This window comes from Paenibacillus sp. XP01 (genome assembly GCF_057364885.1).
In genome coordinates this window covers 5,100,623-5,121,653 of record NZ_CP139481.1, presented here as the reverse complement: position 1 = coordinate 5,121,653, position 21,031 = coordinate 5,100,623, and the positions used below count along the sequence as shown (strand labels likewise).

Here is a 21,031-nt window from a genome sequence, read left to right as displayed (position 1 = left end):
TTCTGCCTCTCCGTTAACGTGTGTTTGTATTTTGCGGTTTATATAAACGTGATAAATTATGTGTTTTTTAAGTCTTTGCTGGTGCTCGATTTAACCGGGTTACATGTCGTTATGTATATAAAAGCTAAGCGAATCGGTTTGTTTACAAGTATTTTAAATCTTGAATAGGGGCTAAACCCCATCCGTTTAAAAAGATTGTATCTCATCCAAATTCTAGTATATTCTATATCATCGGCACGCTCCGTCAGGAAATGAAGTAAATTACAAAAATTAGTCCTTTAGGAATATTCGACAGGCAAAATTGAGCTTTTAGTCCTATATAGGGGAATATTGACAAAACATATTGCTGATGATTAAGATGAATTCCATAAATCTCCAAACAAACGGCATAAATCTGGTTCGCAAGTTCCGGGTGTATGTTGACGGCACGATCTATCAGTCGCATGTCTGCCGAATCCTGATGATTCTGCAAGCTCATGACCAAAGGCGGATGGAGGCGGGCGGAGTGTCAAAAATTGATGGAGGGAGGTAAGCGTTTGCTCCAAATGCCCATGTTTCCGGGCAAGCGCTGACTGAATGGACATTATTAATCAAACCAATCGAACGATGCTTTTCGAAGAGATCAACCCGGAGAAGCTGGACCTGATCACGATTGTGGGCGATGTCAAAGGCATCGACAGTCTGAGTGACGACAAGGTCAAAGAAATCAACGAGCATTTGCTGGTTCGCAGCTTTGACGAGTTTCTCGACAAGTTCTCTCCCAGCGTGTACTCTTTCTTCAATGCGGTAAATCAGAAGGTCATGTATACGCTTAAAAAGCCGGAAAACATTCCGGACGAGGCCGTTTCGGAGATCAAGATCGATCACAGCAACGATTTCCTGAGAATGCTGTTTACGTTGATCGATACCAAGCGCAGCCAGGGAATTACCAACGTCGACTTCAAGTTCGAGAACCTGCTCGACATGATTTCGCCGAAAAAGGTGATGGACGACATCCGGCAAGTCCGGAAGGAAATCCATTACATGTACGGGCAATACGAGAAGCTGGACGACGGAGATCCGAAGAAGCTGGATGTCGGGGACAAGCTGAACGTCATGTTCGAGGAAGCCAGCCGGAACTACAACAACGTGATGGCGATGCTGCCGCTCGCGATCGAAGATATCAAAACCCGGCTTCTGCTCGGCAGGGCCCAGGAAGAGACGGCATCCGAGGCGATTCAAGTTGGTCAACTGACGATCGGCGAGAGCGGAGAATTGAAAATCATCGAAGCTCCGAAGAGTGATAACAACGAGTTGATGCTACTCGATGAGTCTTCCAGCACGGATCTGACACAGGTGTTCGCGGATGATTACGATTCCTTGTCCGAATCGCCATCCCCTTACGTTCAGGATCTGGTTGTCCGTACATTCTGCCCGCTTCCGGCGGTACAGAGTGAAGTGGATACGGCCGTTGAGGTGCAGAACTACAATACATACCTGGAGTTCTACAAGACGGCCAAGGATGATTTCGTGAAAACGGTCAAACCGCTCGTCGAGAAAATTTTGGGCGTCAAAATGTACTTTGACCAATATGCGATCAAAAACAAAGGCATGCAGCCGTCCATGCTGATCACCAATGCCAAACTTGACATGCTGGTGAAAAGCAGCAATATTCCGCGGCTCGAAACGTACCTGAACACGGTCAATGCCAAAAACGATTTCACCGATACGATCTGGTTCGGCATCGTCCCTTCGGTGGAGCTTGAAAATACCGGCAACGTCAAAGTAAGCCGCGAACGCTTCCGGGGTAACGACAAGGTTGTGAAACAGGACGGCAACAGCATGGAATCGCTGTCAATGCTGCTCAACGTCATCAAGGATTACAAAATCCAGGTCTTCTTCAGCTTCGAATCCGGGGAAGATTCCACGTTCAGCAGCATGGCGACGGCCGGGATCGACAAGTACGTCGACAAATGCGCCATGTTGACCCGAAAGGAATACAGCGAATTCGCCATTCCGAGCGCACCGAATTTCACGATCATTCCGAAGGAGAAGTCAGGCGTCATTATCGACAGCCGGATGCTCCAGACCGAACATGGCGTGGAACTGTCCAAAGAGAAGGAAGACATTTTGAAGCTTTGGATCGAAGGCGTGTATGTAGGGGCTTCCTATGTCGCTGCGGGTATCGTTGCCGCGTACCAGTGTCCGGAATATTTGCGGGCCGCGTTCAAAAACGTCAATCGCGATTATCCGGGGGTGCGCTTCGATATCGAGGCGGGCGACAACAGCTTGCGCGTCGTAACCACGATGACGAAGGAAATTTCCGGGTTCACGAATACGATCAAGGATGCCATCAACCGGAAAAACTTCGGCTTCATTTTCTCTTCGGAGAACGCGCAGCTGCAGGACAGCGACATCAAACGGATTACGGTGTACAAAGCCAGAAGCATGGCCATGTCCGAGGACGGTTATGATTCGATCTACAAAACGCTGGTCAGCACCTACATCGAGCGCCTGCTGCGTTTCCAAACCGGTGATTTCAAGCATGAAAACATCGTCAAGTTCTTCAGCAACAATCCGAGCAGCCAGAAGAGCAAATGGCTTGGCAGCCGGGGATCGGTCAATTCGATCATTCAGGAAGGCGACGACATGAGCTATATCATCGACGAGAAGAGCAACATGTGCCACATTGACCTGGTGTTCAACGGCAACGTGAAGAACCTCGAGGTCATGATTACCAAAGGCACCAGCGCCATGAGAGCGTAGTGGGCACCCATTCATTTCGGTTTTAGAGGTCTCGCCTCAGGGCGTACCTTTATAACATATATATTCCGGAATGGTTCCGTTCAACGGGCCAAGGCCGGAGACATTTTATCATTCCAAGGAGGTAACAATTCATGGGTTTTGTATTGAAAGTGGAAGGCGCAGAAACAATCGAGCTGGGAATGGATAACATCCGCACGGTCGCTTACGACACGGATACACCGGATGACTCCAACGCAAGATCCACGGATGTGGGCGCAACATTGCGCATCAGCGGCAAAATCATCACCGCAACGGACGGCGACAATGCCGACGACACGATGAAGCTTGCGCTGTGGTCCCTCGTTCCTGCCGAGAAGGCGGATTGCTACCGCAAAGTGACGCTGGAAGTCATTGCAGCCGATCAAGTGGTACGCAAAATCTACTTCCCGAACGCATTCGTCGTGGATTACAACGAACGTTTCGGTGATACCGAAGGGGTTGGTGAATTCAGCCTGTTCATCAAACAGAAGAAAGACAAAACTGAATTCACCAAAATTGAAGGCGGCTTCCCGGTTTAAGAGGGAGCTTCCGTTCGGGGCCGGCCGTCACCGGCACCGAACGCACCATCAGGTTAAGGGGCACTTGTGCCCCTTAATCTTTATTTTACTCTTACCGCAGAGAGGGAGCAACGAATACGATGAAAAATTATTATGCGGTGCTTGAGGTGGACAAAGGCGCTTCGGCGGAAGAAATCAAAAAAGCGTACCGAAGGCTGGCCAAAAAGTACCATCCTGACGTCAACAAAGGCGACCCCAAAGCAGAGGAACGTTTCAAGCTGGTGCATGAAGCCTATAGCACGCTGGGGAACCCGGAGTTGAGAGCCGCGTATGACAGGCAGCCTGATCCTGCATCGCAAGGTAGCGGTAAAGGTCGTTCGTCAGCGCATGCTGATGCACGGCAGGGCAGCTCGGCCCGAACCCATCAGGACATGAAAGATCCTGGTCAGTTCTGGGGAGACCCGTCGCGGATGCAACAACAATTCGAGCAATTTTTCGGCTATCGTTCCAAGGGCAAGGATGCCGCGAACGGGAGTAAAACAGGGGCCAAAGATCCAACGGACATGTCCGCCATGTTTGAGCGTTATTTCGGAGTGCGAAAAAAGTAGGCCGGAAATCCAGCGAATGGGCGCATCCGGTGCACGCGGGGGTTTGAAAGGTGAGACGAGGAAGATCGGTATTAACGATGACGCTGGATGCTTGCGTCGCCGCAATTTCGTTAACCGTGTTATATTACATATTTTTTATCAATCGGGACATGGGTGCCCAGTGGGTAACAGGTGTTATCGTCATTTTGTCCGGAGGAGCGTATTTGCTGCTCAAATATTTGCCTGCATCGCAAGGAAGCAGGGTCAGGAAGAAAACCGCGGTGTCTTCTCGTATCGTGAAGCTGGTGCTTCTCGATGACGATGGAACCAGCGTGAAAGAATGGTATATCCAGGGCGAAACGAGCGTCCTGATCGGCAAAAGCACCAAATCGATCGAAGCGGATATCGATCTGTCCGACACGCCGTATGCTTCCCTGATCAGCCCGCAGCATGCCGTGTTGAACAAGGCATCCGGCCAATGGTACATCGAGGATATCGATTCGACCAGCGGCGTCGGCATACGCAAGGGCAATCAGAGCCGAGCGAACAAATTGGAAATCGAGGAACCCAGCCTGATCGAGGCCGGGGACTTAATTTATATTGCCAACACGCGGATTCTGGTCAAGTAGTTGGCGGGCGACAATAACCAAGCTTACGGGGGAATGAAACGAAATGAGTCTGACGAGATGCGCTAATGGACATATGTTCAGCACGAGAAGGCATGGAAATACGTGCCCATACTGCAATCTGACGGTGGAGTCGCCAGCTGCGCCTAGCGGGGGAACCGCGGCAGCCGTACCGCGTGCGCCCCGCACGGCGGAAGACGACAAAACGATGCCTTATTTGGGCGAAACCACGGGCATTGAGCCGGTAACCGGTTGGCTGGTGTGCATTGAAGGCGCGCAGATGGGTCAGGATTACCGCATTATGGCGGAGAAAAATTTCATTGGCCGTTCCGAAGAGATGCATGTACGGATTCTGGGCGACAATACGATCTCCCGCCGCAATCATGCGGTCATCGTGTACGATCCGAAGAAGCGCAATTTTTATCTGCTGCCTGGCGATGCCTCTGGGCTTGCCTACCACAATAACGAGGCCGTTTATTCACCGGTAGAGTTGGCCGCATATGACGTCATTCAGCTCGGACGCAGCAAATTTCTCTTCATTCCATTGTGCGGCGTGCACTTTGAGTGGGAGCAGCAGTGAGTACGTTCATGATCCTGTGGAATGACAAGGAGCTGACCCCGTATTGGGTACTTGCGTGCGGCTGCATGCTGGTCGGGCTGCTCTTGTTCGTCCGAAGCCGAATAATTCCGGTGCGGCAGCGTGACGACGTGCCCTTGGAAGCACAGATCGGAAACGGTCAGACCATCGGGGCACGCAGCGAACAGGACGATTATTTTGCCAGCGCATCCATGCCGTTCGGTTTGCTGGCCGTGCTCGCCGACGGCATCAGCGGTCTGTCAGGGGGCAAGATGGCCAGTACGACGGCCGTAGAGACCTTTATTCGCGAATTCCAGGAGCAGGAGTATTTCCCGGACGTGCAGGAGTTTTATCAAAACACATCCCACATGGCCAATCAAGCCATTCTGCGCAAACAGCAGGGCGTGCCGGGAGGAACAACCTTGGTAAGCGCGCTGATTCGGGGCCGGAACCTGTACTGGGGAGCGGTCGGAGACAGCATTCTTGCCGTATTTCGCAAGGGCGAACTCGTTCCGATCAATCACAAGCATACGTTGGAGAGTCAGCTGGAAGAGCAGTACATGTCCGGCGAGATCACGGAACAGGAGGCCCTGGACAATCCGCAGCGCAAAAGGCTGGTCAACTATTTGGGCTACGAGCATTTCAGGCAGATGGAAATCGCGGACGAGCCGTTTGCGCTGCAGCCGGGGGACAAGATCGTCCTGTGCAGCGACGGCGTGTACAACACGCTGACCGAGATGGAGCTGGAAACGCTGCTTGCCCGGGACCAGTCTCCGCACGATACGGCACAGGACATCATCGATTTGATCGAAGAAAAACGACTGGTGCATCAGGATAACGCCACGATCATCATTCTGGAACAGGGATGGTAGAACGTTCGGGACAGCGGGGCACCGACACATGAAATGGGGAGACAGATGAGAAAGGAGAACAGCGACTTCAAGATGGCCTTTGTCTCGGAGGCAGGGTCATTTCTGAAAAACCGGGATTACTATGGCTGCGTGGAGCTTGAGGATTACGCCTGCTATATCATCGCGGACGGACTGGATACGGATGCCGAAGTGAACAGCGCCGAGATGCTGGTACAGGCCTTGTTGGAGTCTTTCATGGACAAACCGACGTTATCGAAACGGCGTCTGACCGAGTATATCAGTATAGCGCATGGATGGCTTCAACACGAGAGCCGCCGGGTCAGATTAAAAGCCGGTTTCGTCATCGTTGTGACGGATTATACCCGCATGGTCTGGGGTTCGGCGGGCCACAGCCGCCTGTACCATCTGCGGGGGAACCGGCTTGTGCTGAAAAGCCGGGATCACAGCATGGCGGCCCAGCTGGCTTCGGACGGACAGATCCCCGAGGACCGGATCGATCAGCATGACGAGCGCGGCAACCTGAATGAATATGCGGGCAAGCCGGGCAAGATCACGCCGTTTGTGTCCGATAAAATCAAACTGGCCGATGGGGACGCATTGGTGCTCTGTACGCCAGGCATCTGGGAAGGCGTGCATGACGCGGAAATGATCGATGCCGCGGAAGCGGCGAACGATCCGCGCACCTTGGTGGATACGCTGGAAGAGGTCATGCTCAGCAAACAGCGAAGCCGGGTAGAGAACTATACGGCTGCCGCAATCTACGTGAACAAAATTTTCCACGAAGAACCGAAAAACCGCAAAAAGTGGATCAAACGCATTGCGATCATGTTGGTCATGCTGCTTATTTTCGGGGGAGCGGGACTGTTCTACAAAATCAAAACGGCGGCGAACAGGGCGGAGTGGGCGACAGAGATGCTGGAATACGAGCAGAGTGCGGACCAGTTCGTGAAGGAGCAGGAATACGCCAAGGCCGTGTCGGATTACAGCTTGGCCCGCAACAACTCGATCAAGATCAAGGACCCGATCCACAAAAAACTGCTTACGGCCAAGATGGCGGCGGCCCAGACGCTCGTCGACGGCGAAGCCCATCTCAAAGAAGGCGATATTGCCAAGGCGACAGCCAGTTATACGAAGGCATTGGAGCAATCCGAGCCGTACAGCATGTTCGACCGGGCATCCATTCAGGAGCGTTTGGAGCAAATGACGACCTTCCAGCAGGTGCAGGACTGGGTGACCGAAGGCGATATCAAGATGCAGAACGGGGATTACAGCGGAGCGATCACCATGTACAAACGAGCGCGTACGGCGGCGACGGAAACGGCGTACAAGGAAGCGCTCAAGGAAATCGCGACCAAGCTTGAAGAAGCGGAGACGAAACGTGCCGACATCAAGCGCCAATCGCGCCAGCTTCAGGCCGATACGCTGGAGCAGAAGGGTGACAGGTACAACGAAGCCGGGGATTACGCGGGTGCGTTGGAAGCTTATGAAAAGGCACAGGGCATTTATCAGGAGATCGACATGCTGGAGCGTGTGCTGGCGATGGAACGCAAAATCAACAAGCTCGATGAAAAGCTGAACCCGCCGGTTCCGGCCACCGATCCGCTGCTGGACGGCGGACTGGATGCAGGTCTTGGCCTAGATTCCGCGGGCCTGTCGTCCAATCTGTCCGGCGCAGCGGAACCAACGGGCACCAGCCCGGCCGGTTCTTCGGGGCCCGCGACGTCTTCAGGCACGACGAGTTCGAACGGAAGCGGCGCTGCGGGTTCGGGCCAGTCAGCGGGTACAGGTGCAACCGGCACCAGCTCGTCCGGCTCCTCTGATCATGAGAGCGAGAGCGATTTACCATCAGAGGTTGGGGAAGCCCAATCGGGAGCGGTCAGCACGAACAAGGAGCAGTAATAATCAATACGATCATTAACCCGGGAGGGGAGAGACAGGATGAAGGACATTATCCGTGACCGGCTAAACAAGATGGAAGACTTGGAGCAGCGCCGCGTGTTGAAAAACCTGATGACCGGCGTGTTCCTGAACCTGGTCGAATACCAGGAAGAGTTGAACCGGCAGATTGAGCAGCGCGTGTTCGACGAGGTGGAGAATCAGGAGGAGCGCCATGACGTCTTTGTCACCCTGAGCTCCCGGGAAGATCTGGACCCGATTCATGAATACCTGTATCCGATGCTGCCGGAGGATGCGGAGCCGCAGACCGTGTACTTGAGCGACGCAGCCGCAGCTCTGGCGAAAAAGGAAGAACTCAAGCTGTTCACCTTCTACATGGATTGCAGCCAGTATGAGTTAGGGAAGTTGTTGAACAGCCAGCGCACTTTCACCGGGGAGATCGTTACGGCCGAGGGCCGTTACGGGATCAAGGTAAAGTTGAAACCAAGCACGTTATATGTAAGCAAAATCGAGGAACTGTATCGGATTTTTCGTAAAAACAGTCTTGCCTGGAAGACGGTGAATGCGCCTTATGCTTACAAATTCGTCGACTGCGTGCTCGTTGCATCCGAAGATGGAGAGATGTGGGATACGGGACAACAGGTCAAGGAACTGACGGTGCATCTGGAAGAATTCGAACGATATAAACGGACCAACCTCGTTCCGCTGTGGAACATTCAGAAGCTGGACATGAAGACCGGCGGGTTTCCCGTTCCCGCAGCGGACCGCGTCAATTATGAGCATGTGCTGCCGCTTCGCAAGACGGGGACCGAGCATGGATACCTGGTCGATGGCGAAGAAGCGCACATTCGATACATCAAACGGTCGGAGGAGGACATCACGATCGTCTCTCCGCTGGAGAAATCGGATTCCTGGACGGTCATGAAAGTGACCGTTCCCGTAGCTACCCGCATTGGCAAAATGGATTACCCCTTGTTCTCCAATGCAAAGCGGGAAGGATTTGCAGGCAAGTACGCCCGGCAGGAAGGTCGATCTGTCCGTTCCAAGGGGGAAATTGCGCGAATGATCCATGCGTTTCAGGCTGCAGAAGGCTTGGAGCTGGAAGACGTGCAGATTGCTCCTCCGGGAATCCCGACGGGCGTTACGTATCCGCTGAACTCGTTCATGAGTGACCACGTTCGCGTCGAGGCGGACAAACGCCGGATGATCATGAAGTTCGCCAAACGGGCTGCCCCGCAGGATCAGGACGTTTATTTGGACGATCTGCTCAGCTTCCTGGTATCGGAGATCCAGCTGTCCTTCCCGGAATATCGATGCGAAGGGAAATGGGTGTGACGAGCCATGAACTACATTTGGGATCTGATCATTCGAGCGAAGCAAAATGGGACAGACTTGCGGGAGCTCACGTTCATTCCGGCCAAAGTGTACTCTCCTTACATGGAACTCAGCCAGGTCGACTTGAATGCTGCTGATGTCGGACAGATCGTCGAAGTGAACCCGTATTACCGGTTTTACGATATTTTCAGGGATCTTTTCGATATCAACAACGAGGAGTACGTGGAGCTGCGCGAAACCTTGTTCGATCTGGTCATGCATTTCCTTGCAGACATGGATCTCATGCAGGGAATGAACAAACGTGAATATCACATTCGTTTCATTCTGAGGGACATGCGCTCGGGAATTTACGGTGAACGCATACGCCGCAGACTCGAACTGTTCGATCGGGAGCAGCAGGAAGTCATTGCCTGCAACTTGCTTCGGTTGTACGACACCGGAGAGGCCGTTCACCTGCTTCGGGATACGCTCGTACGGATGTTTCCGCGCTCGACGCTGTATGCCAATTGCGAAGAAAAGGATGAACTGCTCCTGTATATCGGACAGGAAGAACGAACCGAGGCGCGCGAGAAGCTGGAACTGATTCTGGAACTGTTTTTGCCGGTCAGGTTCGATACGGAGATCTATTGGGAGCATCACTTTGGCATTCTGGATGCGGACTATACGCTGGTTCAGGATGGAATCGCGCTGTATTGATCGCCAAGCAACGCCCATCCATAGAGTACAAAGGACGATTAGCGGTTGGCTTCAGCCGCCTGCAAGAAGGAGGAACCATGAACGGATATTCATACAGGCTGTATCCAGACGCTGCCGGACGGGAGCGGGCCCGCGGAACGATGCGTTATACGCGTGAAGAGCTGATGGACATGACCACTTTTCAGCTGCGCAATATTTGCTACAAAGAAAGATTGGTCGAAGGGATCGGGGCCCGAACGGAGCGCGAAGAGTTGATCCGCATCATTCTGAAATTTCTGGGCGCAGACGATGTGCTGTGGATTCGGGAACAGCGCGAGGGCGGGTTCGAGCGGCTGCAGAAGGCCATTTCTCGTAATATGTCCACGCCGATGACTAGTGATGGGGGCGTAAGCGTTCCAGCGAGGCTGATTCTTTATGAAGGGCTGAAGGTGGACAAGCTGGACCGCTACATCGTCACGGCGCCGGGAGGATTGGTCGAGTCCAATGTGCTGTTGGTGAACGAAACGATGGAGTTATGCGGCATCTTCAATCTGGTAAAGGACGAAGGGGCTCATGGCACGTTCTATCTGACCGCAGCTCCCGGTTCGACTTGGAGACGGACGGGCAACAGGCAGTACAGCTTGCTGTTTTTCCGGAAAAGGGATTCGGAATACCTCTATCAGAGCTATTATTCCGACAGGCCGCTGCCTCCGGTACATATTCAATACACCCAAATTCCGCTGGCCGATCTCGAAATCCGGGAGCTTGAGCCGACGGAAGCCGTGCTTGCGGTTGATTTTGGCACCTCCAACACGACGGCAGGCGCCTATTTGCATACCGGCTACATTCAGGCACCGAGCAGCCAGGATCTGCTGAATGGCCGGGTTCGTCTGGACGAAATCAACTACGTGGCTTTTCCCGATCCGACCTACAGGCAGACGGAATGGATCGAGGTTTTGCCTACCGCTGTCGGCGTGGCCGATTGTTCCGATCCTGCGAACATTCGTTACGAATTCGGTTACGAGGCACTGCGCAGCATGAGGCGCGGGGGATACAGCAGCAGGGCGAGTTTGTTCCGCAACATGAAGCGTTGGGTGAATGATTACAACAAAAAGGAAGAGATCGTGGACCCGCACGGCAATGCCGCCATCGTGACGCGCATGGATCTGCTGCGGGCGTATATGAACTATGTGATCCGTACGGCGGAGCATCAGTTCAAGTGCCGGTTCCGGCACGTGCATTTGTCCAGTCCGGTGAAGATGAAGGCGCAGTTTCTGCAAATGTTCGAAGAGATGCTGCCGGAGTACAACATCGAACGGGAATATGCGCTGGATGAAGGAATGGCGGTTCTGTACAACACGCTCGCGGACGGCATGGAACGAGGGTCCTTCATGGAAGGGCAGACGTATCATGCGCTGGTGATCGATTGCGGCGGGGGAACGACCGATTTGTCGTCATGTGCCTTTACGGTCGAGGACGGGCAGATCGCCTACCATCTCGACATTCACACCACCTATGAGAACGGGGATACCAACTTCGGCGGACATAACCTGACGTATCGCATCATGCAGTTCATGAAAATCGCGTTTGCCGATTATTACGAGGGCAAGCGCCGCATGGTCGACATCGACAGCCTGATCGAAGCCCCCGGCGCGGACGTGTTCCGTCAGGTGGACGAGGAAGGGGTACAGGCCGTGTACGCCAAGCTGGAGGAACGTTACCGTGAAGCGGAAAGGCTTATCCCGACCGCCTTTGCCCGGCGGGAGAACGCTTCGCGCGACGAGTATTTGCGAGTCAGGGGCAATTTTTATTTTCTATGGGAAATCGCCGAGGAAATGAAGCAGCAGTTTTTTCGCAAAACGGGCATTCTGCGTAATCGGTTCCATTCGGAACTGGAGGATGACGGCGATAACGACTTGCAAATTACGACCATGGAGCGCTGGTTCCTGTCGGTCCAACGGGACGGCGTGCTGAAGGATGAGTACGCATTCCCCGATGTGGTGTTCAACATCAAGGAAATTACGCAGCTGATCAAAGCAGACATCTACGATGTCGTGCGCAAGTTCCTTGATGAATTTTACAGGCAGGGCCGGATGAGCCAATATTCGATCATCAAGCTGACAGGTCAGTCGTGCCGGATTGACGTTTTCCGGGAAGCGCTGAAAGAGTTCGTACCAGGCAAAAGCATTGAATTTCGCCAGAAACCGGCGGAAGGCCGGGTGCCGGATCTGAAGCTCGCTTGCCTTAGAGGGGCAATCCGGTATTTAAGCTCGCGGAAGAACGGCACGGTACGGGCGCAGATTACCCACGATGCCGCCGTGATTCCATACAAAATCAGCGCATACACCCACAATGGGCGGGAAAAGGCACTCATCAGCAGCCTGGATCGAAGCGACGGCATGCCGGGCAGCATCTCCAGACCGTCCGAGACGACCGAAGTCGAGCTGTACGTCAGCGGCAGCGACGGATTTCTCAGACACAAGCTGGTATATGGCAACCGTCCGAACATGTACAAGGAAGTGCTGTATGAGGACATTCGCGATCAATACCAAGGCAAAATTCCGCAGGATGATACCGACTCGATCGTGAACGGCGAGACGAAGTTTTTCGTTTTCCCGGATGATCGCCATTGGGGCTTCTACGTCCTGCCGATTGCTCGAAAGAACGAACGGCTCTATCTTGGTCCGCAGAAGCTGTTTCCGTTCGAGCCGGATCTGTCGGAATTGGACTTCTTTGACGGGATGAAGTAGAGAAACCGGACCAAGGGAATGGCACAAGATGAAGTGCCCGTGAAGATTGCCTGGAGTGTGTCGTCAGGCGCTGGCTCCGGTTCGAAGGGAGGGAGAAGTTGATGTTCACGCATGCGTATCCGCATTTCCAGAAGGGCCGCATTCTCAAAACCGCCATGCTGGAGCAGCTTCGAGATTATCCGCGCGACTATCTGGAACTCCGCTACCGCAACTATGCAAACGGCATTATTGCTGGGGCGGAGGTTAAAGTAAAGGCAGACAAGCTGTCCATATCCCCCGGCATCGTGCTGTACCACGGCAAACTGTATATGCTGACCGAACAAATAGACATGTCTTACGTGGCGACAGGCCGTATGACGCTGCTGAAGGTTCGGCTGCTCGAAGAAACCACGATACAGGATATCACAACAGGTTCGATGGAGCTTGTGCTGGATGAAGAGGAATGCAGTGCTGGCGAACTGGAGCTGGGTCGCTTCAAGCTGAAAGAAGGTGCAAGGCTCCGGCAGGATTACCAGACGTTCGCGGATCTGGCGACTGAGTTCAACACCTTGCACGTCATCCATGTACCTTATGCGGCCGAAGGGGCCAGCACGTTGTCCCCGCTCATGATGAGGGATTATGCGGACCGGCTGATGCGTACCGGCACGACCGATCCGCTGGACCTGACGTTTGCCATGATGTGCCTGAACGAGGGGATCGTGAATCGGCGGGTGATCCAGCATTACATTGCGAGCAGGCTCGGACAGGAAGTTAGGGACTACGGCAATGCCCAGATTCATCGCTACCTGGACCGGATCTTGGCCGGAGCGGGAGGCCGTGGCGGACGCCCGGGCTACCTGGGTAGCGGTCCGCAGCGAATGATCGTGGATTAAGAGGAGCGAGAGAAAGCTGCGGCTCAAACGGTTAATTCACGGAATGACATGTTGTACTCCAAGTAGAAAGGATGAGCGTGATGAAGCATTGGGACGAAAAGATTATGGCGATGATGAACGGCATGTCTACATCGCCAACCGATGATGGTTATGGTCATATCCCGGATGAACCCGAACCGGACCTTCATGCTGAATTTGTGCAGATCGGAGACGAACCATACTCTTTTGAGGAAACCGAATGTCTGGACGGGAAAATCAACCTGATGTTGCCGCGTACGTTCAAACCGATGTCTCCCCAAATGCTGGAATTGAAATATCCATCCCAGAATCGGCCGAAATGGGTCTATACGAATGCGGACGGCACCATTAATGTGGCAGTGAACCACACGACCAACCGATTGCCGCAGGAAGACTTGCCGCTTTTTAAGCAGAGCATGATTCAAATTTTGCGCCAAACTCAGAAATTGACCAAATGGTATGGGGATCATGATCGTAAGATCGATGGCAGGGATGTGGCCATTTGCGAGTTCCTTACCCCAGTCGTCAATGCCAATCTCTATCACTTCATGCTGTTCACTTCACTGGAGGACAGGGCACTGATGTGCACGTTCAATTGCACCGATCGGGAGATGGAGGACTGGCAACCGATTGCTTCTGCGATCATGAACTCTATCCGTTTTCAAGTCGAACATGAGCATGAAGGGAGTGCTTTGAATTGAGCATAGAAGCATTGTCTTACCAGAATGTGAGAGTCAGCCCGTTTGAGTTGGTCAGTCTTCAGGAACTATCCATCACGAAACAGATGAACGAGCATGCCCGCATGAAGTTTACGGGAATTGTTGACGAAGAGAAGAAGGATTCATATGTCCGATTAAGCGGCTCGGACACGCTGGTGGAGATTAGTCAAGTGGATGAGGAACGAGGCACTTCCGTGTTATTCAGCGGTTTGATTCTCAGCGTTAGCGTAACCGCGAACGGCGGGGTCTACACCCTGGAAGTGGAAGGCATCTCTCATACGCATGATCTGGATGTCCGTCGCAAAAGCCGTTCATTCCAAAACCACAGCATGACTTACCCCCAATTGTTGGACGCCATTGCGTCCGATTACCCCAATATCGATATCATGGATGCTGCGACAGATGGTGCGGCCATCGGCAAGTTCACGTTGCAATACGAAGAGACGGACTGGCAATTTCTGAAGCGGATTGCTTCCCGCTTGCGCACGGGCCTTATGCCAGCATCGGTATTCGATACGCCCAAGTTCTATTTCGGCGTCTTCGATACGTCATCCAAAGGCAAGCTTGAGGATTTCAATTACCGGGTGCGCAAACGGATGGACAAATATCGTTATACTTCCCAGAACACGAAAGTAGAAGTCGGCGAAGACGATTACGTGTACTACGAGGTCGAGACGAACCGGGTGCTGGATCTCGGTAATGCCATCGAATTCAAGGGCAGCCTGCTCTACGTCTATGAAGCCATGACCGAGATGAGGAACGGCCTGTTGAAACATCGCTATACGCTTAGTACACATCGCGGCTTGCGCCAAAATACCTTTCACAATGACAAAATCATAGGCGTCTCTTTACAAGGAAGCGTGATCGCCATCAACAAAGACAAGGTGCAGGTTCATCTGAACATTGACAAAGAGCAGAGCGCATCTGGTGCTCATGATTTCCCCTATCAATCCGTGTACACGGCGGAAGGCAACAGCGGTTGGTACGTTATGCCCGAGAAGGGCGACAGTGTTCGAATTTATTTTCCAAGCAACCGGGAAGAAGAAGGCGTGGCTACAAGTTCTGTCCGCCAGAACAGCGATGACGGAGAGAACAATAAGGTCAGCAACCCGGACCACAAGTATTTCCGTACCGCGGCAGGCAAGGAGCTCAAGATGACTCCGGAAGAGGTCATTGTGACAGGCAAGGATGGCGAGATCTTCATCCGGCTCAGCGAAGGCGGAGGAATCGAGATCATAAGCAGCCAGCAGGTCAAAATCACCGCCAAGGAAGACATCATGATGAATGCCGAGAAAAGCATCGTACTGTCCGCAAAAGAGGAGATCAGCCTGACTTGCAAGGAAAGCAACATCAAGCTTGACGGAACGACCGCATTGGTCGGGACAGAATTGAAAACCAATTAGGTGATCGGATCGGGATCGGGGCGGAAGCAATTTGGACAACATGGCTTTTGCCGGGCGGATTCCCCCATTCGGTCAGATGAATGTAAGTTATGTCTGATATTCATATAACAACATATTAATGCTATCTAGGTGGTGGGTTATGCATGAATATGGCACTTGAAAGGTTCAAGGAAGAGGTTGTAGTTCCGGTGCGTAGTCGGGTGTTACTCCATTGGGAGCGATTGTATGTCGAACAACGCGAACGATTGAAGCAAGAATTCGTCCATCATTTTGGCCAGTTCTGCGAGCGGGTTCTGCATGAGCAGCAGATTGGAGAGCACGGGCCGATTGGTCACGTTACTTACTCTATGCTCCGGACCTCCATGCTTGAAGGCCGGTTTCTGTATCTGGCCGAAGCTTCGGACGAAACATGGCTGTTTGATCCACGTTCGGTGGAGAGCAGTTATGATGCCGCGTGGGCCTTTGGTTACCTGAACGTCATGAAGAGCTGTTGGGAAGAGGAATTGGAACGGCCCGGATCGCCGTTTCGGGGAGCGATTCACCGTCCTGATGTTGAGCGGTTGCTGATTCAGGAGTCTGCGCATGGCCATGCCTATGTTACCTCGCTCATTCGTCATGCGTTGCCAGACGCGTTGGCTTGCGAGGCATTCGACCAATTGGACAAATGCGATGCATTCGAGGTAAGGGTGGGCGAGTACCTGGATGTGAGCGAATCGGTGTACCGGAGAGATTATGCCGATCAGGACGAGGCAGCCATTCGCAAATGGCTGTCGGAAGGCAACGATGAGGCTTACGGATACGGCACATTGGAACGAATGGATCTATCCGGCATGAATATGGACGGGATGGATCTGCGGTTTTCGGCTTTTCGCAGTCTGTTGTTCGGCGGCGGACGATTCCAGGCTTGTAACTTGACGGGCACATCGTGGGAAGGGTGCGAACTTACGGATACTCGGTGGGATCGAAGCGACATGTATGGGACACGGTTTCGAGGAAGCCGGCTGGTTGGAGCCACATTTTATGGAGTGAACGCACAGCGAGGGTTGCCTGATGCAGAACAATGGAACGGGCCGGGATTCGATGAGATTTCGTTTGCCGAATGCGATTTGCGGGAAGCGGATTTCATGCTGGCTAATCTTGGAGGAGCTGATTTTCGCGGAGCCGATCTGCGGGGAGCCGTCTTCGGCGTGTGTAATCTGACGGGAGCAGATTTCCGCGGCGCGGATGTAACGAAAACGGATTTCACCGGTTCTCTGCTGACAGAAGCACGGATGGACGAAGGAGCGTTCTGTTTGCTTCATGGTCGCCCGGAAGCCAGGGAACGGACGCTGCCGGATGGTCAGCCGATCGGAAATTCCCCGGAAGAGCTGAAGCAAGCCATGCAGCAGATTGGAGCAGTGGGAGGTCAGAGATGATGAAAGAAAGCTGGTTTCGGATTACGCAGGATCAGCGGATTGCGGATGCGATTGAACCTTTGCATGTGAAGGAGCGGATAAAACCGGAATGGATGCGGGGGGAGCTGCTTCATGAGCTGGAGCAGGCAACACTGCAATTTACGATTCGCCCAAGCCGCAGCCCGGTTGCTGTTGATCTGATCGAGCAGCCTTACCCTTTATGGTCTGATGATCTGAAATATGTGATGCAGGCCTTTGCGCCAAAACTGCTGTTTCGTGTGACTGGACTGATGGATCTGGAGCGCCAAAAGTTATATCCATATTGGTTCATGGTTCCGCCACGAATCGCTGCGCTGGCTGGTGGCAGCGAATTCGATCGGAGCGGGCGTCTGCGCCGCTTACAGGTAGATGGAGATCGCTTGAACCGCACTGCATGGCCTGTCGTTCAGCTCACGGATCAGCGTTTGCAGGAAACGGTTCTGCTCGTCAATCTGGCACTGGCGGAAGCGATACTGAGACGGGAATTCATTGGTTTGAAGTTGGAACGGGTGGAATTGACCACTTGGGAGTTACAACGCTGAGAGGCATGAACGTCAAGTTGAACTATGGGCAGCCGCATTGCTGCCGACCCGAAGGGAGAAATGATGATGGCAGAGGCAATCGGAGCAACGAAACCGGATGTAGTGGATGAGGGGGCCGGCGGGCCGGCTTACGTCGTCGCCGGGGCCATTCTGAGCTGTTCCTGCGGAACGCAGCTGAATCGGCTGAAGATTCCGTACAGTCACGGCGTGCATTTGAAAGAGAAAGCGCAATTGAATGTGGCAGATGCCACGCCGATGATTCACATCATGCCGTTTGGCAACTGCACGAGTCAATTGAATCCGGCCGTACAGGCGGGCGAATTCGATATCGAAGGCGTGCAGAAGGCACCTTGCATCCCCGTGGTGAGCACGCCGTGGATGGGCGGAAAGACGGATGTGCTGATCGAAAACGAACCTGCGCTATTAAGCACCTGCATGAACATGTGCCTGTATGGCGGATACATCCAGATTGAAGACGATGGACAGGAATTGGGGGGATCGTCCATCGGCGGAACAACCGGGTTCGGAGGCAATATCCGCTGATCGAAAGTGCTGGCATGTAGGTCTACAGAGGACCATCACTATATGTCCTTGATCAACGGATGTAGGGATGAGGCAAGGATGAAGGCGAGGAGAGGAGGAGAACGATGAGCATCGTGGAGTCGGCTGTCGGAGCGGGGAACATCCGGTGCCTGTCGCCCTATACGCTGCAGAGCATTCAGGAATTGCGGCTCGAACGAAGGGCAGGAGATCATGCAAGGCTGTTTCTCAAAGGCATCGTGCCGGATGAGCAACAGGATCGGGAGTTGAAACGGGCTGTTCAGTCGGAAAATGTGCAGTTGATCGAAACCGGAGATCAGGGGCAGGAAGTGCGCAAGTTGTTCCAGGGCATGGTGCAGGACGTGAGCATACGCCGGGTGCAAGGGATCTATCTGTTGGAACTCGAGGCGGTATCCTATTCTTACCTGTTGGATATTCAGCCGCGAATCCGTTCGTTTCAGAACAAGGACCAGGATTGTGAAGACGTGATTCGCCAGGTGCTGACCGCCTATCCGAAGTCGGATGTCATCGATTACGTCAGCGGCGGTACGAAACTGGGTGCGTTGACATTGCAGTATCGGGAGACAGACTGGCAGTTTCTGCGGCGGATGGCTTCGAGGTTCGGGGCGGTAATTATTCCGGAGGTGACGGCGGATTCACCGAAGCTCTACATCGGGGTTCCGGATGGACGATTCTCGGAATTGCCGGATCAAGGCTACACGCTAACCCGTGACATGAAGGCGCTGAAGGAAGCGTGGGCCGTGGGTGCAGCAGGCGTGACGGAAAAGGATTTTACGAGATATACGGTGGATACACACCGTTGGTTCGCACTTGGAGATACCGTGCTGTTCCAGGAAGAAGAGTTGAAAGTGGAAGCCAGCGTGAGTCTGCTACGGGGAGGCATGCTGCGGCATACGGTGACGCTAAGCCCGGAGAGCGGCATACGCCAGAACGAGATCGTGAATGATGACATTGCAGGCGCAGCGCTGGACGGCAAGATCATCGGGGTATCCAAAGATACCGTGAAGGTACATTTGGACGTAGATGCCTCACAGTCCGAAGATGAGGCCAGCTGGATGCCGTATTCGGCGGTCTACGCCGGGGACGGCGGCGGATTCTACAGCATGCCCGAATCCGGAGATGCAGTCCAGGTGTATTTTTCGACGGGCCGGGAACGGGATGCCTTCGCCATGGGGTCGGTTCGACGTGGAGGTCAGCCTTCCCCAAAGACGGCCGATCCTGCCACCAAGAGCTGGGGAACGAACTATGGCAAAGAGATGAAAATGACCGATTCCGAGATGTCCCTGATTGCGACCGAAGGCAGCCTGTTCATTACGCTGGATGGTGGCGGCATCAACATTCAGAGTGATACCGGAATTGTAGCGGTAGCCGGGCAGGAATTCATACTGGAAAGCGAGAAGAAGATAGGGATTGAGGCTCAGGAGACCATCTATCTTCAGTGCGGTGATAGCAGCGTCATCCTGGATGGCATGACCGATTTGAAGGGCAGTGAAGTGCTGCTCGATGGATTGATCAAGTTGCCAGTGACGGTCGAGGATTTGGAGCCAGTGCCGGAGGCCCCCTTTGTATCCGAGGTTCAGGTGGAAGAAGAGCCCGAGGAGAAAAAAGGCTTCTGGGGAAAAGTGCTGGACGTTACCCAAACCGTGCTTGACGTTGCCGGGATGATCCCTGTCATTGGAGAGGTAGCGGACTTGGCCAACGCAGGAATCTATGCGGCACGGGGAGATTATGTGAATGCCGCATTGTCCGCCGCAGCTGCGATTCCGTTCGTAGGTTGGGCGGCGACGGGTGCAAAGTTTGCAGTGAAGGGTTCCAAGCTGTTGTCCAAGGCCGGCAAAGTCGTGGATAGCGTGATGGGCGTCGCCGGCAAGGTGATGGACAAAGCTGGACAAGTAGCTAAAGCTGTTGGGGATTTGGCGAAAAAGACGGGAGATGCGATCTCCGGTGCCTTGGGCAAGGTGCTAACGAAAGCTAAGGGTCTGGCGAGCAATTTCAGCCCGATGGATCTGGCGAACAAGCTGAAGGGCAAGCTCAATGATCTGATGATGAAATCGCCGATGTTGACTAAAGCATTAGATATGGCTAATTCATTTAGCATGAATTTGATGACCGACATTATGTCTGATGCCATGTTTAGCGCCGCGCTAGATATGTTGGGACGATATGGCGATAACAACATTGTTATGATGGCTTCAATGGTGCTAATGGGTGCGCCTGGAGGCGGCGGGAAAAAGAAAAAAGGAAAAACTCAGAAACAAATTAAAAAAGAAGTTGACGCCCTAGATAAGAAAATTAAGAAAATGGAAAAAGAAGGGGCGGATAAAGAAGAACTAAAGAAAATTAAACGTGAACGAAGTAAACTTGCCAATCAACTTGATACTCCAGATGACATAAGCAGTAACTACAATTTATCTAATGTGGAAGGGTATGAGCGTAAAATCGATAATACAAAGTACTATCATCACGATAAAGGTGACTTTGGCGAGGAAGTTGCTAGAAAAATTGCCAAAGATAATAATTTTGGCGAAGATATATCGGATTTGTTCCAAGTTGGTCGTAATGGAGTTGACGGTACATTTTTATCAAAAGGTCCACCGCCTAAAATTACCATGATTGAAGCAAAAACTTCTGAATGGGCAAATTTCACTTATTCAACAAATCAAAAAATGGGTGGTGATGGGTATTTTGATAATATGCTGAAAAACGGCGATTCAAGATATGAAGGATTTCAGGAAAAATTCGACAAATTGGTAAGAGAAAACCCTGGCTTAGAATTTGATTTCATAAGGGTTGAAGTAGACATTTCAAAAACGAATGTTGGATTTGGCGTAGATATTGTCAAGGTAAAGGATTGGAATAAGGCTATAAAATAACTCTGCTAAGG

17 protein-coding genes are annotated in these 21,031 nt (G+C 52.8%); all 17 read left to right on the top strand.

The window, feature by feature from the left end:
• Positions 1–576: 576 nt before the first annotated feature.
• The 17 genes from SNR34_RS23170 (at position 577) to SNR34_RS23090 (ending at position 21,020) form a co-directional block, all read left to right on the top strand.
• A complete protein-coding gene (locus SNR34_RS23170; protein ID WP_343262672.1) occupies positions 577–2,745 on the top strand; it encodes a transcriptional regulator in 2,169 nt (722 codons plus the stop codon).
• A 131-nt stretch (positions 2,746–2,876) separates the two neighbouring features.
• A complete protein-coding gene (locus SNR34_RS23165; protein WP_236421108.1) occupies positions 2,877–3,302 on the top strand; it encodes a membrane-associated protease 1 in 426 nt (141 codons plus the stop codon).
• A 119-nt stretch (positions 3,303–3,421) separates the two neighbouring features.
• Positions 3,422–3,889 carry a DnaJ domain-containing protein gene (locus SNR34_RS23160; RefSeq protein WP_486180259.1) on the top strand — a complete coding sequence of 156 codons (468 nt, stop codon included), beginning with the start codon at positions 3,422–3,424 and terminating at the stop codon, positions 3,887–3,889.
• Between the two features lie 50 nt (positions 3,890–3,939).
• Positions 3,940–4,497 (top strand): FHA domain-containing protein, encoded by a 558-nt coding sequence (locus tag SNR34_RS23155; protein ID WP_236421107.1) that lies wholly within the window; start codon positions 3,940–3,942, stop codon positions 4,495–4,497.
• 43 nt (positions 4,498–4,540) lie between these two features.
• Complete coding sequence (locus SNR34_RS23150) at positions 4,541–5,074, top strand: FHA domain-containing protein (RefSeq protein ID WP_236421106.1); 534 nt, start codon at positions 4,541–4,543, stop codon at positions 5,072–5,074.
• Entirely contained in the window at positions 5,071–5,943 is an 873-nt protein-coding gene (locus SNR34_RS23145; protein WP_486180258.1) for a PP2C family protein-serine/threonine phosphatase, read from the top strand. The genes SNR34_RS23150 and SNR34_RS23145 overlap by 4 nt, the downstream gene beginning before the upstream one ends.
• 45 nt (positions 5,944–5,988) lie before the next feature.
• On the top strand, positions 5,989–7,842 hold the full coding sequence (locus SNR34_RS23140) for a PP2C family protein-serine/threonine phosphatase (RefSeq protein WP_486180257.1): 1,854 nt from the start codon (positions 5,989–5,991) through the stop codon (positions 7,840–7,842).
• Positions 7,843–7,881: 39 nt separating this feature from the next.
• Positions 7,882–9,174 (top strand): normocyte-binding protein, encoded by a 1,293-nt coding sequence (locus SNR34_RS23135; protein ID WP_343262668.1) that lies wholly within the window; start codon positions 7,882–7,884, stop codon positions 9,172–9,174.
• Positions 9,175–9,180: 6 nt separating this feature from the next.
• Positions 9,181–9,870 (top strand): iron-dependent peroxidase, encoded by a 690-nt coding sequence (locus SNR34_RS23130; protein ID WP_343262667.1) that lies wholly within the window; start codon positions 9,181–9,183, stop codon positions 9,868–9,870.
• Between the two features lie 77 nt (positions 9,871–9,947).
• Positions 9,948–12,599, top strand: a complete 2,652-nt coding sequence (locus tag SNR34_RS23125) for a molecular chaperone (RefSeq protein ID WP_486180256.1) — start codon at positions 9,948–9,950, stop codon at positions 12,597–12,599.
• A 101-nt stretch (positions 12,600–12,700) separates the two neighbouring features.
• Positions 12,701–13,471: a DNA and RNA helicase gene (locus tag SNR34_RS23120; protein WP_236421101.1), complete on the top strand. Its 771-nt coding sequence runs from the start codon at positions 12,701–12,703 to the stop codon at positions 13,469–13,471.
• A 77-nt stretch (positions 13,472–13,548) separates the two neighbouring features.
• Positions 13,549–14,190, top strand: a complete 642-nt coding sequence (locus SNR34_RS23115) for a hypothetical protein (RefSeq protein ID WP_486180255.1) — start codon at positions 13,549–13,551, stop codon at positions 14,188–14,190.
• Positions 14,187–15,611 carry a contractile injection system protein, VgrG/Pvc8 family gene (locus SNR34_RS23110; RefSeq protein ID WP_236421099.1) on the top strand — a complete coding sequence of 475 codons (1,425 nt, stop codon included), beginning with the start codon at positions 14,187–14,189 and terminating at the stop codon, positions 15,609–15,611. Before SNR34_RS23115 ends, SNR34_RS23110 begins: the two co-directional genes overlap by 4 nt.
• Positions 15,612–15,754: 143 nt before the next feature.
• Complete coding sequence (locus SNR34_RS23105) at positions 15,755–17,026, top strand: pentapeptide repeat-containing protein (RefSeq protein ID WP_236421098.1); 1,272 nt, start codon at positions 15,755–15,757, stop codon at positions 17,024–17,026.
• The gene (locus SNR34_RS23100; protein ID WP_343262665.1) at positions 17,023–17,586 is read left to right on the top strand and encodes a serine protease; all 564 of its coding nucleotides are present in this window, start codon (positions 17,023–17,025) and stop codon (positions 17,584–17,586) included. The genes SNR34_RS23105 and SNR34_RS23100 overlap by 4 nt, the downstream gene beginning before the upstream one ends.
• Positions 17,587–17,652: 66 nt before the next feature.
• Positions 17,653–18,129, top strand: a complete 477-nt coding sequence (locus tag SNR34_RS23095; protein ID WP_236421140.1) for a DUF4280 domain-containing protein — start codon at positions 17,653–17,655, stop codon at positions 18,127–18,129.
• A gap of 104 nt (positions 18,130–18,233) precedes the next feature.
• Positions 18,234–21,020: a phage baseplate assembly protein V gene (locus tag SNR34_RS23090; protein ID WP_343262664.1), complete on the top strand. Its 2,787-nt coding sequence runs from the start codon at positions 18,234–18,236 to the stop codon at positions 21,018–21,020.
• Positions 21,021–21,031 lie beyond the last annotated feature (11 nt).